Raw genomic sequence first — 15,749 nt, 5'->3', positions numbered from 1 at the left:
AATTTCGCGCCTGATATATTTCAATCAGTTCTTTTTTTGTCTATCGCTTCGATAAACGTGTGTTCGCTTATTTGATTACTGTTTTTGTTTAACTTGATGTAAATCTAGTTTTGTTACAACTATTCGAAAAGATTTCTGTTGATAACTTTTTAATGTCTGTATCTCTATCTATTCTTTTCTGTTATTCAGTTTTCAAAGATCATCATTGCTTCTTACCTGAGATTTCGCTCTTTCAAACGGACTCTCAAAACTAAACAGGAAACCCTTGTCAATTCCACTTCTTACTAAGTTATTCTCCTTAGAAAGGAGGTGATCCATCCCCACCTTCCGGTAGGGATACCTTGTTACGACTTAACCCCAATCATCGGTCCTACCTTCGACGGCTTCCTCCATTTACATGGTTAGACCACCGGCTTCGGGTATTACCAACTCTCATGGTTTGACGGGCGGTGTGTACAAGGCCCGAGAACGTATTCACCGCGACATTCTGATTCGCGATTACTAGCGATTCCGACTTCATGGAGTCGAGTTGCAGACTCCAATCCGAACTGAGACGTACTTTCTGAGATTCGCTCAACATCACTGTCTTGCTGCCCTCTGTATACGCCATTGTAGTACGTGTGTAGCCCAGATCATAAGGGGCATGATGATTTGACGTCATCCCCACCTTCCTCCGGTTTATCACCGGCAGTCTCTCCAGAGTCCCCAACTTAATGCTGGTAACTGAAGACAAGGGTTGCGCTCGTTGCGGGACTTAACCCAACATCTCACGACACGAGCTGACGACAACCATGCACCACCTGTATCCGCCATAACTATTACATATCTCTATGCTTTTGCGCGGTATGTCAAGACCTGGTAAGGTTCTTCGCGTTGCTTCGAATTAAACCACATACTCCACCGCTTGTGCGGGCCCCCGTCAATTCCTTTGAGTTTTACGCTTGCGCGCATACTCCCCAGGCGGGATACTTATTGCGTTAACTACAGCACTGAATTTCTCCAACACTTAGTATCCATCGTTTACGGCGTGGACTACTAGGGTATCTAATCCTATTTGCTCCCCACGCTTTCGAGCCTCAGCGTCAGTTACAGGCCAGTAAGCCGCCTTCGCCACTGGTGTTCCTCCATATATCTACGCATTTTACCGCTACACATGGAATTCCACTTACCTCTCCTGCACTCAAGTCTACCAGTTTCTATGGCGTCACGGGGTTGAGCCCCGAACTTTCACCATAAACTTAATAAACCGCCTGCGCTCCCTTTACGCCCAATAATTCCGGATAACGCTTGCCACCTACGTATTACCGCGGCTGCTGGCACGTAGTTAGCCGTGGCTTTCTGGTAAGGTACCGTCATAGTACGAGCATTCCCTCTCATACTTGTTCTTCCCTTACAACAGAGCTTTACAACCCGAAGGCCTTCTTCACTCACGCGGCGTTGCTCGGTCAGGGTTTCCCCCATTGCCGAAAATTCCCTACTGCTGCCTCCCGTAGGAGTCTGGGCCGTGTCTCAGTCCCAGTGTGGCCGGTCACCCTCTCAGGTCGGCTACGCATCATCGTCTTGGTAGGCCGTTACCCCACCAACTAACTAATGCGCCATAAGCCCATCTCATTGTGATGTATTCCATCTTTAATTAACTCAAGATTCCTTAAGTTAACCTATCCGGTATTAGCTGACGTTTCCATCAGTTATCCCAGGCATTGAGGCAGGTTGCTTATGTATTACTCACCCGTTCGCCACTAAGATCATTAAGAAGCAAGCTTCTCAAGTCTCTTCGTTCGACTTGCATGTATTAGGCACGCCGCCAGCGTTCATCCTGAGCCAGGATCAAACTCTCCATTTGATTCTTTCTCTTTGTTTTTAAACTCGCTGACGAGTTTGTTTTTTGTTTCGTTTATTTCTTTTGAAATTGACGTTTCCTGTTTAGTTTTCAAAGACCATTTCGCGCCAAGTTCCCTTGAACGCTTGTACATAATATCACCGCAACTCGTTTGTGTCAACGCCTTTTTGAACATTAGTTGAATATTTCAACATTTGTCATAAAATAGTCTCAAAAAGCCGTCAGTTAACACCAAATATCACAAAATATATGTGTTAAAAAGATTCGTTAGAGTTTAATTTGATGAGTCGCAGTTTCCGAATCGACACGTACAAAGCCCAGTGATTTGTAAAACGCATCAACCCCAGCTTCATTAATATTGGAAATCTTTAAATTGACCATCTGATAATGGGTTACCGAAAAATTCAAAATCAAGGTCACAATATTTCGAGCAATACCCAAGTTTCGATACTGTGGCGCCACGTAAAGACGTCTCAATCGTCCCATTCTATCCTGAAAAGGATCACGATTGATGCCACACACACCAACAATATGATTGTGACTCAGTGCAACCATCAGACACTCACCAGGTTTATCAAAGCGATTGGCCCCAGATTTGTAGTCATCGACTAATTTTTGAAGATGGTTAAATCCTTCATCCTTACTATGTGAAACCAACTGCTCAATTTCTGCAATATCTAAATAATCTACTTCTTGATAGTGAATCATCATGATCTCCCTTCATAAAAAAAGACATCCTGATAAAGGATGTCGAATTACCCGGCAATGAGCTATCTTCACTAGCGCAGGGCTAGATATTGTCGCCGCTAAAGTGCTTAACTTCTGTGTTCGGGATGGGAACAGGTGTGACCACTTCGCTAATATCACCAGATCATTGAGAGAATCTCTCAAAACTGAATAACAGAATTCATAAACTTTGGAATCTTTTCAAATAGTCGTATCAATTGTGATTAAAACCTCGACCTATTAGTATCAGTCAGCTACACATATCACTATGCTTCCACCTCTGACCTATCAACCTGATCGTCTCTCAGGGGTCTTACTACTTGCGTATGGGAAATCTCATCTTGGAGTTGGCTTCGTGCTTAGATGCTTTCAGCGCTTATCCAGTCCATACTTAGCTACCCAGCGATGCTCTTGGCAGAACAACTGGTACACCAGCGGTATGTCCATCCCGGTCCTCTCGTACTAGGGACAGCGCTCCTCAAATTTCCTACGCCCACAACAGATAGGGACCGAACTGTCTCACGACGTTCTGAACCCAGCTCGCGTACCGCTTTAATGGGCGGACAGCCCAACCCTTGGAACCTAATTCAGCTCCAGGATGCGATGAGCCGACATCGAGGTGCCAAACCTCGCCGTCGATGTGAACTCTTGGGCGAGATCAGCCTGTTATCCCCAGGGTAGCTTTTATCCGTTAAGCGACGGCCCTTCCACGTGGTACCGCCGGATCACTAAGCCCGACTTTCGTCCCTGCTCGACTTGTAGGTCTCGCAGTCAAGCACCCTTCTGCCTTTACGCTCGTCGATTGATTTCCAACCAATCTGAGGGTACCTTTGGGCGCCTCCGTTACTCTTTAGGAGGCGACCGCCCCAGTCAAACTGCCCACCTGGCACTCTCCCGGACCCGGATCACGGGTCGCGGTTAGAACTTCAAACTTACAAGAGTGGTATCCCAATGGCGACTCCACATAGACTAGCGTCCATGCTTCAGTGTCTCCCACCTATCCTGTACATGTAAATTCAAAGTTCAATACCAAGCTACAGTAAAGCTCCATGGGGTCTTTCCGTCTAGTTGCGGGTAACCGGCATCTTTACCGGTACTAAGATTTCACCGAGTCTGCTGCCGAGACAGCGCCCAAATCGTTACGCCTTTCGTGCGGGTCGGAACTTACCCGACAAGGAATTTCGCTACCTTAGGACCGTTATAGTTACGGCCGCCGTTCACTGGGGCTTCAGTTCAATGCTTCGTTCCGAAGAACTAACACATCCCCTTAACCTTCCAGCACCGGGCAGGCGTCACCCCCTATACTTCGTCTTGCGACTTTGCAGAGAGCTGTGTTTTAGTTAAACAGTCGCTTGGGCCTCTTCACTGCGGCTCTCTTTTACAAGAGCACCCCTTCTCCCGAAGTTACGGGGTCATTTTGCCGAGTTCCTTGGCAACAGTTCTCTCGCTCACCTCAGGATTCTCTCCTTGCCTACCTGTGTCGGTTTTGGTACGGGCCAATCCATAATTAACGCTAGAAACTTTTCTTGAGAGCTGGCATCGGTTACTTCGCTACTTCCTCACGGGTTCACTCCTCATAACGCCTTTGCTTTATAGGACGGATTTGCCTATCCTACGGCTCCTTCGCTTAAACCGGCTCTTCCATTCGCCGGCTTAACCTAGCCTTCTCTGTCATTCCTTCACTTATGGATCGGGTACAGGAATATCAACCTGTTGTCCATCGACTACGCTTTTCAGCCTCATCTTAGGTCCCGACTTACCCAGGGAGGACGAGCCTTCCCCTGGAATCCTTAGGCAATCGGTGGGTCAGATTCTCACTGACCTTTCGCTACTCACACCGGCATTCTCACTTCTATACACTCCACTGCTCCTTACGGTACAGCTTCAACGCAGTATAGAACGCTCCCCTACCACTTAAAATAAATTTTAAATTCGCAGTTTCGGTATCATACTTAGCCCCGGTACATTTTCGGCGCAGGGTCACTCGACTAGTGAGCTGTTACGCACTCTTTCAAGGGTGGCTGCTTCTAAGCCAACCTCCTAGTTGTCTGTGCATCCCCACATCCTTTTCCACTTAGCATGAATTTTGGGACCTTAACTGGCGATCTGGGCTGTTTCCCTTTTGACTACGGACCTTATCACCCATAGTCTGACTGCCGTCTACATATCCGTTGGCATTCGGAGTTTGATTATATTCAGTACCCCGAGATGGGGCCATCATACATTCAGTGCTCTACCTCCAACGGCCTTCCAACGACGCTAGCCCTAAAGCTATTTCGGGGAGAACCAGCTATATCAGAGTTCGATTGGTATTTCACCCCTAGCCACAGTTCATCCGCTAACTTTTCAACGTTAGTCGGTTCGGTCCTCCATTTGGTTTCACCCAAACTTCAACCTGACCATGGCTAGATCACTCTGTTTCGGGTCTACCACAATGTACTTCGCGCCCTATTAAGACTCGCTTTCGCTTCGGCTCCGCTCTTTCCAGCTTAACCTTGCACATTATGAGTAACTCGCCGGTTCATTCTACAAAAGGCACGCCATCACCCTTTAACGGGCTCTGACTTCTTGTAAGCATACGGTTTCAGGATCTATTTCACTCCGCTTCCGCGGTTCTTTTCACCTTTCCCTCACGGTACTGGTTCACTATCGGTCACTAAGGAGTATTTAGCCTTACCGGGTGGTCCCGGTTGATTCCGACAAGGTTTCACGTGCCTCGCCGTACTCAGGATTCCACTAGGGTCATCGCCGCTTTCGTCTACAGGGTTTGCACCTTCTTTGACTGGCCTTTCAATGCCATTCGACTAGCTTTAATGAATCCCACATTGTGGTCCTACTACCCCTTCTCGAAGAAGGTTTGGGCTCTTCCCGTTTCGCTCGCCACTACTCAGGGAATCACTGTTGTTTTCTTTTCCTCCTGCTACTAAGATGTTTCAATTCGCAGGGTTGCTTCTCCATAGGCTATGTATTCACCTATGAGTAATACTGCATTACCAGTACTGGGTTCCCCCATTCGGAGACCTCCGGATCGTTGAGTACGTACCTCTCCCCGGAGCATTTCGCTGTTAGTCGCGTCCTTCATCAGCTCTTAGTGCCTAGGCATCCACCGTACGCCCTTACATATTTAATCACATGTAATTTCGCGCCTGATATATTTCAATCAGTTCTTTTTTTGTCTATCGCTTCGATAAACGTGTGTTCGCTTATTTGATTACTGTTTTTGTTTAACTTGATGTAAATCTAGTTTTGTTACAACTATTCGAAAAGATTTCTGTTGATAACTTTTTAATGTCTGTATCTCTATCTATTCTTTTCTGTTATTCAGTTTTCAAAGATCATCATTGCTTCTTACCTGAGATTTCGCTCTTTCAAACGGACTCTCAAAACTAAACAGGAAACCCTTGTCAATTCCACTTCTTACTAAGTTATTCTCCTTAGAAAGGAGGTGATCCATCCCCACCTTCCGGTAGGGATACCTTGTTACGACTTAACCCCAATCATCGGTCCTACCTTCGACGGCTTCCTCCATTTACATGGTTAGACCACCGGCTTCGGGTATTACCAACTCTCATGGTTTGACGGGCGGTGTGTACAAGGCCCGAGAACGTATTCACCGCGACATTCTGATTCGCGATTACTAGCGATTCCGACTTCATGGAGTCGAGTTGCAGACTCCAATCCGAACTGAGACGTACTTTCTGAGATTCGCTCAACATCACTGTCTTGCTGCCCTCTGTATACGCCATTGTAGTACGTGTGTAGCCCAGATCATAAGGGGCATGATGATTTGACGTCATCCCCACCTTCCTCCGGTTTATCACCGGCAGTCTCTCCAGAGTCCCCAACTTAATGCTGGTAACTGAAGACAAGGGTTGCGCTCGTTGCGGGACTTAACCCAACATCTCACGACACGAGCTGACGACAACCATGCACCACCTGTATCCGCCATAACTATTACATATCTCTATGCTTTTGCGCGGTATGTCAAGACCTGGTAAGGTTCTTCGCGTTGCTTCGAATTAAACCACATACTCCACCGCTTGTGCGGGCCCCCGTCAATTCCTTTGAGTTTTACGCTTGCGCGCATACTCCCCAGGCGGGATACTTATTGCGTTAACTACAGCACTGAATTTCTCCAACACTTAGTATCCATCGTTTACGGCGTGGACTACTAGGGTATCTAATCCTATTTGCTCCCCACGCTTTCGAGCCTCAGCGTCAGTTACAGGCCAGTAAGCCGCCTTCGCCACTGGTGTTCCTCCATATATCTACGCATTTTACCGCTACACATGGAATTCCACTTACCTCTCCTGCACTCAAGTCTACCAGTTTCTATGGCGTCACGGGGTTGAGCCCCGAACTTTCACCATAAACTTAATAAACCGCCTGCGCTCCCTTTACGCCCAATAATTCCGGATAACGCTTGCCACCTACGTATTACCGCGGCTGCTGGCACGTAGTTAGCCGTGGCTTTCTGGTAAGGTACCGTCATAGTACGAGCATTCCCTCTCATACTTGTTCTTCCCTTACAACAGAGCTTTACAACCCGAAGGCCTTCTTCACTCACGCGGCGTTGCTCGGTCAGGGTTTCCCCCATTGCCGAAAATTCCCTACTGCTGCCTCCCGTAGGAGTCTGGGCCGTGTCTCAGTCCCAGTGTGGCCGGTCACCCTCTCAGGTCGGCTACGCATCATCGTCTTGGTAGGCCGTTACCCCACCAACTAACTAATGCGCCATAAGCCCATCTCATTGTGATGTATTCCATCTTTAATTAACTCAAGATTCCTTAAGTTAACCTATCCGGTATTAGCTGACGTTTCCATCAGTTATCCCAGGCATTGAGGCAGGTTGCTTATGTATTACTCACCCGTTCGCCACTAAGATCATTAAGAAGCAAGCTTCTCAAGTCTCTTCGTTCGACTTGCATGTATTAGGCACGCCGCCAGCGTTCATCCTGAGCCAGGATCAAACTCTCCATTTGATTCTTTCTCTTTGTTTTTAAACTCGCTGACGAGTTTGTTTTTTGTTTCGTTTATTTCTTTTGAAATTGACGTTTCCTGTTTAGTTTTCAAAGACCATTTCGCTCTCGAAGCGTTTGCCTCATGAGTGCTTTATTACAATACCACTTTTTGACCAATGAGTCAACAAAAAAATGATTATTAATTATGCAAAATACGTGATGCGTCGTAAATCGTCGTTAATAAGGTATATCGTTGCACAAGACGGCAGCACAGCAAACACAAATAACACGACGCCTTGCGTACCCTGCTTCATATTAGTAATTTTGTTTACCGGGAATGACACCGCGAACACCACCCTTAGGATCTCGCATATCTCCTCTATACCTTGGAATAAGATGTACGTGAAGATGCATCACTGATTGGCCCGCTACTTCACCGATGTTCATACCAATATTAAAACCATCTGGTTGGAACTCCGTATCCAACAAGCATTTCGCTTCATCAATCAATGACCATAACTGTTCTCTATAAATTGCATCCAAATGAAAATAATGCTCAACATGGAATTTGGGAATAATTAACAAATGCCCTTCACTCACCGGCAACCTATCATATATAGCAACGAACGCATCATTCTCTAAGATAATATCACCCCTAGAAAGGTGACAGAAAATACATTGTTCTAATCCTTTCATACTTAGCATTGAAGCTTTCCTCCTTGAAATTCAACATCACACACATTCATTCTAAAGTTATTGTGACACCACGCGTCTTTATAATTCAAACACAGCAAATAAAAACGTGCAACCAAATGGTCACACGCACTTCCCGCAAAGCAATTACTTAAATTCCTGAATGGATAAGTATTTATCAAAGTAATCGTAGATGACTTGTTCATCAAACGGATAACTATCCGATGCAACTAAACTAACAAGTCGATCTTTTTCCAAACGGATGATGTCAATGATTTCTTGACTGTAGTTCATTTGTCGCTGATGAAGGAGAAATTCATCTTCATCAAGAATAATGTGCTTTCCATCAGGAAATATCTTAACATCCAAATCATAATCAATATTCTTCAGAGCCTCTTCATCATATACACTGGGCGATGCAAGGTTGCAGTAATAGTAGACACCTTTACTTCGAATCATCGAAATTACATTATACCAACGATTTAGATAATAGAAACAAATCGCCGGTTCACGTGTAAACCATCGTCTGCCATCCGACTCAACCACCCATGTTTTATATGTGATGAAGACTATCTTTTCATCATCAACATCCAGCACTGTTCCACTCGACCATGTTCTATGTAATGACCCATCATGTTTAAAGCTTTGAATGTAGATGACTTCGCCAACTTTTGGCAACGTCATACTAGCACCTCTATTTCTTTACCTTTATATTATAAACTTAATTTGATTTATTGAAAGCCCTAGTTGAACTCTTTCTCAAGTCGCGGCTTCACAACCATGACTGTTAGAGTACTCAAAATCATGGTAGGTAGCATATATGTTGCATTATAAATGCTTACACCCCACAACACATCGCCAGGGTAATATTCTGCAAAGAAGAACCAACCCGCAATATTGTGGGCCATAAATCCAAGGAATGTTGTGACAATGACACCTGTCGGTATTGAAACATTGCCAACTTTAATGTCACGAAAACAGCATGCAAAAGCATAAACCGCAAAAGCGAGTATGTAATCTGCCAAAAATTGAATCCAATGAACAATAAACGGTGGTTCTATAAGGAACATAATCACAAAACTTACGCCGACAACCATCAACGATTTTTTTACACCCAAATGATAACTCGCAATGATCAACACAATAATACTGAGTGAGATACTGCCTCCTTGTGGCATTTTTAAAAATCCAAAAGTAACAGTCACATATTCCAACACACCAAACAACGCACTATAAAATGATATCAACACAAGATCTTTAGTTTTCATAAAAAAACACCTCCATATGAGGCGCAGGAAAATCCGAACTCCCTACGCTAGTATAATCTAGATCAGGTGATAAGGGTTTTCTTCTCAACTGTTGCCAGTTCCCCTGTTCACAAGTAATACGATTTAAAACTGTTTTTGTGCAAACTGAATGAGATCATGGAATGTAATTCCATAAATTCGCGAATCTCCCACAGTCTCATAAAGAAGCACATTTGATTTCAAAAGTGCCGCCACAATACGATCACTATCAATGTCATAGTCAAGATAGCTTTTAATTTCATGATCGCGATAACATGTGTTCTTTTTAATGATTGGCGCGCGCATTGTTGTTGCGACATAATGTAATTCGGGAACATCTTGGGGTTCCCCAACAAACACAACAACCGCATTTAACTCATACAAATCATTGAAAATTGATTTTTCTCCATAAGGAAAATCCAAGGTAACATGTCGCGCTAAGAATTTCGAAAATTTACCTACACTCCCTAACATGAGCGACGGATGATGGGCAAATGTTGTTTGCGCATCTAAAACGAGTAATTGTAACATTTTCCCAGATGACAAGACCAAACGTTCTTGATTATTCAGTTGTGGCAGTGCATCTTTTGCGACTACATTTGTATTAAATGCAACATCGCCAAAGATACTTAATGTGCCAGGTTTCAAATAGTCCTTAAACGCTTCTAAAAAGCGTTTACTATTATAAGGTGCCGTTTTATCGTTCTCATGCAAAAGCACAACTCCCTCTGGAGAAACATCCAAACGTTTCATAAGTTTGCGTACACTAACGTCGATTTGATTGCTTTGAACCATAAAATGAGCCTCCTATCTATTTCACTGCTTGTGAATGGGCAAGTTTACTTGCCGCTGCTGCTGCAATTGCTCCAACAATATCATCAATAAAGGTATTGCATTGCCCAGCATCGTGATCATTTAAAGTACCAATGATGCCCGGTTTCACTTTATCGATATAACCATAGTTTGTGAGTGCAATGGATCCATAGAGATTACAGATTCCGTAGGCAAGCACTTCATCAATTCCATACAATCCTTCATCGGTTCCGATAATTTGTTGAATCGTTTCCGATCCAAACGCTCCCTTATCAACTTGAATATCAATATTGATGCCAGTCATTAAGGCATGTTGAACTTCTCTTTTTCGAATAACACTTTCTACAATTTCATGAATATTAATTTCTTCAATGTTTTTTACATATTGCTTCTGTAAGAAAACGACGCAATCAACGATATCATCGACTGTAACCCCGCGCTCTTCCAGCAATGCAATGCATTCTTCATACATAGATATTCCCTCCACTTACTTTAGCGTGTTTCTATTATACATTATCTTATCTTTAAAACATAGTGCCCTCATTCGAGATTTGGAGTACAATAGTACTAGATTATAGAGGAGGTTTTTATGACATACCAAGATTTACTTGATCAACTTAATGCTTATGCATTGGCACTCAACACTATGAGTTTTGATGCCCAGACAATTGCCCCCAAAGAAGGTGCAACTTATCGAAATAAGGCAATGGCACTCATGGCTGGAGAATATTTCAAACTCTACACAAGCGATGAAGCATACGAAATCTTAAAAAACGAAGAAAACAGTGAAGATGTTTATGTTCGTGAGGGCGTGCGCGTCTTACTAAAAGATCTCGAAAAGATAAAAAATGTACCTTATGCAGAGTTTGTAGCATTTCAAGAACTTCAAAACAATGCACAAATCAGTTGGGAAACAGCACGCGAAAAGAAAGACTACAATCTCTTTAAAGCGGATCTAGATGCCCTCATTGCAACACACCGCAAGATGATTGCATATCGTAATGTTAATCTGAGCGATTATGATGCATCACTCGATGATTATGAAGAAGGACTCCGCATGGAACAAGTGGATACTTTCTTCAAGACTCTGGAGTCTGATTTGGTTCCTTTCATTGATACTGTGATTGCACATCAAGGCGAAAGACCTGCATTTTTAAGCGCATTCGTCGCCATCGACAAACAACGTCAAATTTCTGAATTGGTGATGAAACACCTGTGCTATTCCCGAGACTTTGGTTTGCTAGGAGAAGCAGCGCACCCATTTAGCAGTACATTCTCAATCAATGACACACGTATCACAACGCACTACCATGAAAACGACTTTACCCAAAGCATTTTCTCAATCATCCACGAAATTGGGCATTCGATGTACAATCATCAAGTCAACCCATTATTTGAAGGAACTCCCCTCGCAGATAACATGAGTATGAGCATTCATGAATCACAAAGTCGTTTCTTAGAAAACATGATCGGTCGTTCTCAAGCATTCTGGACACCAATCTATGGTGATTTGGTTGCAATTATTCCCGATGTATTAAGCTCTGTATCCATCGAAGATTTTATAAAAGGCATCAACTATGTTCAACGCGATGTTATCCGAATCGAAGCTGATGAAATCACCTATCCACTTCACATCATGGTTCGTTACAATCTTGAGCGCGCGATGTTTGAAGAAAACCATTCTGCCGATGGATTGGATTCACTTTTTGCTGCAGAAATGGAGCGCTTAATCAAAGTCGCGCCTAAGGATGCAAGCCAAGGGATCCTTCAAGATGTACACTGGTCTGGGGCATCCTTCGGATACTTCCCAACTTATGCACTCGGAACTGCTTATGCAGCACAATTCATGGTTGCAATGCGCCGCGACCTCAATGTGGAAGAATTACTGGAACGCGGAGAGCTTTCGGTCATGTTTGCGTGGTTGCGTGAAAACATCCATCAATACAGCGGTTCAATCACAACACAAGCCCTTATCCAACAGGTTTCAGGCGAATCATTCAACCCTCATTACTATGTTTCGTACATTAAAGAAAAGTATTCAAAATTGCTAGGCATAGATTTTGAATGACCTTTGTTTGTGTGCTATGATGAAGTCCTTAGGAGGAAATAGATTATGACATATGAATTACCAAAATTACCTTATGCTTATGACGCATTGGAACCACAAATTGATGCACGTACAATGGAAATCCATTATACAAAACATCATCAAACTTATATTACAAATTTAAACGGTGCTTTGGACAAACATCCTTCATTAAAAGACACCCCACTTGTTGATTTAATCAAGAACATCAATGATGTTCCTGAAGACATTCGTGTTGCTGTCCGTAATAACGGGGGTGGTCATTTAAACCACTCAATGTTCTGGGAAATTATGAGTCCTGCAAGTGGCCAAGCCCCTGAAGGCGCACTTCTAGACGCAATCAACCGCGATCTTGGATCTGTTGAAGCATTCAAAGAAAAATTTGATGCTGCAGCAAAAACACGTTTCGGTTCAGGTTGGGCATGGTTAGTTGTTAAAGCAGATAAGACATTAGATGTTATCTCTACAGCAAACCAAGATAATCCACTTATGGATGGTGTGACACCAATCCTTGGTTTGGATGTTTGGGAACATGCTTACTACTTAAACTATCAAAACCGTCGTCCTGACTATATTCAAAGTTGGTTTGACGTTGTTAATTGGGCAAAAGTTGGCGAAAACTTCGCGGCTGCTGTTTAAGCTGAATGCAAAGATTACAGATGTTACAGTCTGTAATCTTTTTTTATACACCGAGAGTGATTTGGCTTTGCTTTTGGGTACAACTTGTATATCATAGTTGCAATGAGTTCATCGGTTTTGAACTGATGCACCGGAGGGATTCTTATGCAAAAAAATAAAGAAGAAAAAGAGACACTTGATTCCATAACAATCGCATTTCTGCGTGGAACACTCATTGCTGTCATTCTCGTTTTTTTAACAGATGATTTGTTACTAGGATTGTTCGGCTTCATAGTAGGTGCAACAGGATTCCCTAAAATTCGCAAATAATTCAATGATTTTGTGAATAAAAAACCCGAAATACACTACCATGCGATTTCGGGTTTTCTTTGTAATTAAATTACTTTACTTCTTGTGTCTTTCTCAAACGATTGTAAATTAGAAATGCTGCACCAAGACTTACAACTCCGAATCCAGCGAAGCCTTGCGACACCCCTGTCGATGGTAGAACGGGAGTATTTCTATCTGTTTCTTCTTCACCTTCGGAATTTGACGATGGGATAATATTAACGGTAACTTCATGCGTATCGCCAATTGCACGTAAGCCAAGTGTCAATGTCACTTTGTATGCTCCTACGGTATTAAAATCAACATCCGTAAAGTTAGCAAGAACCGTGGCATCCCCATTGATTGAGAGACCAATATCCTCAAAGAATTGTGCTTGTGTTACAGGATTGCCAACAACGTAGTCAATTGTGTCTGTACTAATATTGAAAGTTGGATCGTTCACAAGTGGTATATCAATAATCTTTACGGTAATCTTCAATTGATCACTGAACTCTCGTTGTGCAAGACTCACAGTCACCTCATTTTCAGAAAGAACATCAAAGTCAATCCTGTTGAAATCGGATAAGAGTTTTGCTTGAGCAAGGCTATCATTCAGAATTTCGACACCAATATCTTTCAAGAATTGAGCTTCTGTAACTGATGAACCAATATAATATTCAATCACAGTCTTTTGACTTGTTAGCGTTGGTTGTCCAAGTACATTTGCAGTTGCACGGGTAGAGTGAGCAATTTGCGGTGTGCTGATTGCACCCGAGCTTGCAGCCATATAGTCATAACTATAAACATAGAACGTATTGTAAAATTCATCATCTTGCGGTGTTGCAGTTGGGAACATGACATGATAATCATCCATTACTTCGATTGCACCACGCTCCACGTCGCCCGCACCCACAACATCTTCATAAGAATAGATGAATTGACTTTTATCTTCATTCATAGGTTTTAACATATTTAATGCCATTGGGATGTTTGAATAGGTATCACCAACATCAATAATTTGCGCCATTGCTGAAATGATTGTTTTTGTGTTTTGATCAAAACGTTGCATTGGTGTAAAGTCCGTTATTTTATTGTAGCTCAATGATATCGCAGTGTCTTCATCAAATTCAATCGTGTCTAGAAATGAAATGTCCTCAATTTGATTTTTATTCAAAAATATTGCTGCTTCATAACCATCCGTTGATTTTGGAAACTTCATTCTCCCCATAACCGACGCATCTTTAATTTTGTTGTTGGTGAGTTGGAGGTATGTAAGTTTGGTATTCCCACCATTCACACCATAAACACCTGTAATATCTTCAATTTCGTTATCAAATAAGAATGCTGTTTCAAGGTTTACCAAGGTACTCATAAAATCAATATTTGTAATTGGCGATTGGGTTAGTTGAATTGATTGTACCTTTGTTGCAAATGCTGCTCTTGAAGGGTCCGTCAATTCAGCGTTTTCGCGCAAGGTAAACCCACGTAACTCACTGGTTTCATTAATGAAGTAAAGGGATTGAACATCCGTATTTTCTAGCGTGAAGTCCCATAACTTTGGTAGCGTATCAACATTCAATGTTGTTCCAAAGTTTACGCTCTTCAATTTGAAAGATGATAGTTTGGGTAAATCATGCAAGAAAGAAACATCCAACTCTTTGCGCTCTGCATCATTGACAAATTCCACACGTGTCAATTCCTTAAGCCCGGTAACAAAGGAATAGTCTTGAACCATTGCAGTGTCCGTAAACTTTACTGTTTTCATGGAAGCAGCTGGTAGTAAATATAATTGTGACTCATCAGCAATGATTGTTGGTGAATACAGTGCAAAGTAGAATAGATTCGTATGTTGTAGCGGACTGATGTCATCAAGTGTTACCACGGCATTATCTTTAACGCTTACTGAAAAGTTGATAAATTGCTTTGCATATTCCATCCCCACAAGTGAGTAGTGACCGCCTTCTGTGATTGTTATTCCACGCAAGTTAAGCATGTCTTGCGCAGTAATTGGCTGATCTGCTGGAATTCTCAACTCATCACGAACAATGGATTCCAGTGCCGGTGTCTCAAAATACACACTTTCTTCTTCACCTTCATAACTTGAGTGTGCATGCTGCAGTGTATTCTTGAGCGAATTACTCTCTTGGTCCATGGCGATCGTGTGATCGTCTTCAATGCGACCAATTGTTTCATTTTCCCATGCGCTTGCTAGGTTGGCGCTCGAATTTTCCATTGTGGAAAAGTTCTCTTCTCGTTTGGGATTGACTTCGCCTTCATTAGGCTCTTGCGCCCCAACACTCAAGAGTGTCATGCTCGTCATTAATAACGTAATCATCAAATGTTTGATTGGTTTCATGTCGTCTCCTTTGTGCAATTATGCACTTTGTTTGTCATGTTATGAT

General features: G+C 42.9%; 10 protein-coding genes, 4 rRNA genes and 1 riboswitch. Of the genes, 3 read left to right on the top strand and 11 right to left on the bottom strand.

Annotation, left to right across the window (positions count from 1 at the left end; genetic code table 11):
- Positions 1-302 precede the first annotated feature (302 nt).
- From G7062_RS06290 to G7062_RS06245, 10 genes are all read right to left on the bottom strand, one after another.
- A 16S ribosomal RNA gene (locus G7062_RS06290) occupies positions 303-1,843 on the bottom strand.
- A gap of 264 nt (positions 1,844-2,107) precedes the next feature.
- The gene (locus G7062_RS06285) at positions 2,108-2,548 is read right to left on the bottom strand and encodes a GNAT family N-acetyltransferase (protein ID WP_166065066.1); all 441 of its coding nucleotides are present in this window, start codon (positions 2,546-2,548) and stop codon (positions 2,108-2,110) included.
- Positions 2,549-2,597: 49 nt separating this feature from the next.
- A 5S ribosomal RNA gene (gene rrf, locus G7062_RS06280) occupies positions 2,598-2,711 on the bottom strand.
- Positions 2,712-2,786: 75 nt separating this feature from the next.
- Positions 2,787-5,696: ribosomal RNA gene (locus G7062_RS06275) — 23S ribosomal RNA — on the bottom strand.
- A gap of 308 nt (positions 5,697-6,004) precedes the next feature.
- A 16S ribosomal RNA gene (locus G7062_RS06270) occupies positions 6,005-7,545 on the bottom strand.
- Together the 16S, 23S and 5S rRNA genes form the textbook arrangement of a ribosomal RNA operon.
- A 294-nt stretch (positions 7,546-7,839) precedes the next feature.
- Positions 7,840-8,229 carry an HIT family protein gene (locus G7062_RS06265; RefSeq protein WP_240915929.1) on the bottom strand — a complete coding sequence of 130 codons (390 nt, stop codon included), beginning with the start codon at positions 8,227-8,229 and terminating at the stop codon, positions 7,840-7,842.
- 135 nt (positions 8,230-8,364) lie between these two features.
- On the bottom strand, positions 8,365-8,901 hold the full coding sequence (locus tag G7062_RS06260; RefSeq protein ID WP_166065065.1) for a DUF402 domain-containing protein: 537 nt from the start codon (positions 8,899-8,901) through the stop codon (positions 8,365-8,367).
- Between the two features lie 59 nt (positions 8,902-8,960).
- Positions 8,961-9,485: an energy-coupled thiamine transporter ThiT gene (locus G7062_RS06255; RefSeq protein WP_166065064.1), complete on the bottom strand. Its 525-nt coding sequence runs from the start codon at positions 9,483-9,485 to the stop codon at positions 8,961-8,963.
- 22 nt (positions 9,486-9,507) lie between these two features.
- A riboswitch (TPP riboswitch) is annotated at positions 9,508-9,600 on the bottom strand.
- Positions 9,601-9,608: 8 nt separating this feature from the next.
- Positions 9,609-10,298: an AAC(3) family N-acetyltransferase gene (locus G7062_RS06250; protein WP_166065063.1), complete on the bottom strand. Its 690-nt coding sequence runs from the start codon at positions 10,296-10,298 to the stop codon at positions 9,609-9,611.
- Between the two features lie 16 nt (positions 10,299-10,314).
- Positions 10,315-10,788: a phosphatidylglycerophosphatase A gene (locus G7062_RS06245; RefSeq protein ID WP_166065062.1), complete on the bottom strand. Its 474-nt coding sequence runs from the start codon at positions 10,786-10,788 to the stop codon at positions 10,315-10,317.
- Between the two features lie 117 nt (positions 10,789-10,905).
- Between G7062_RS06245 and G7062_RS06240 the strand changes: the two genes are divergently transcribed.
- The 3 genes from G7062_RS06240 to G7062_RS06230 all read left to right on the top strand — a co-directional run bounded on the left by G7062_RS06240 (position 10,906) and on the right by G7062_RS06230 (position 13,350).
- Positions 10,906-12,384: a carboxypeptidase M32 gene (locus tag G7062_RS06240; RefSeq protein ID WP_166065061.1), complete on the top strand. Its 1,479-nt coding sequence runs from the start codon at positions 10,906-10,908 to the stop codon at positions 12,382-12,384.
- 45 nt (positions 12,385-12,429) lie between these two features.
- Positions 12,430-13,041 carry a superoxide dismutase gene (locus G7062_RS06235; RefSeq protein WP_166065060.1) on the top strand — a complete coding sequence of 204 codons (612 nt, stop codon included), beginning with the start codon at positions 12,430-12,432 and terminating at the stop codon, positions 13,039-13,041.
- A gap of 144 nt (positions 13,042-13,185) precedes the next feature.
- On the top strand, positions 13,186-13,350 hold the full coding sequence (locus G7062_RS06230) for a hypothetical protein (RefSeq protein ID WP_166065059.1): 165 nt from the start codon (positions 13,186-13,188) through the stop codon (positions 13,348-13,350).
- A 70-nt stretch (positions 13,351-13,420) separates the two neighbouring features.
- Here G7062_RS06230 and G7062_RS06225 read toward each other — a convergent pair whose 3' ends face one another.
- Positions 13,421-15,703 (bottom strand): hypothetical protein, encoded by a 2,283-nt coding sequence (locus G7062_RS06225; protein ID WP_166065058.1) that lies wholly within the window; start codon positions 15,701-15,703, stop codon positions 13,421-13,423.
- Between the last annotated feature and the right edge of the window lie 46 nt (positions 15,704-15,749).

Origin of the sequence: Erysipelothrix sp. HDW6C (assembly GCF_011299615.1) — a bacterium.
Lineage (GTDB): Bacteria > Bacillota_I > Bacilli_A > Erysipelotrichales > Erysipelotrichaceae > Erysipelothrix.
This window is presented reverse-complemented; position numbering and strand designations above follow the sequence as displayed.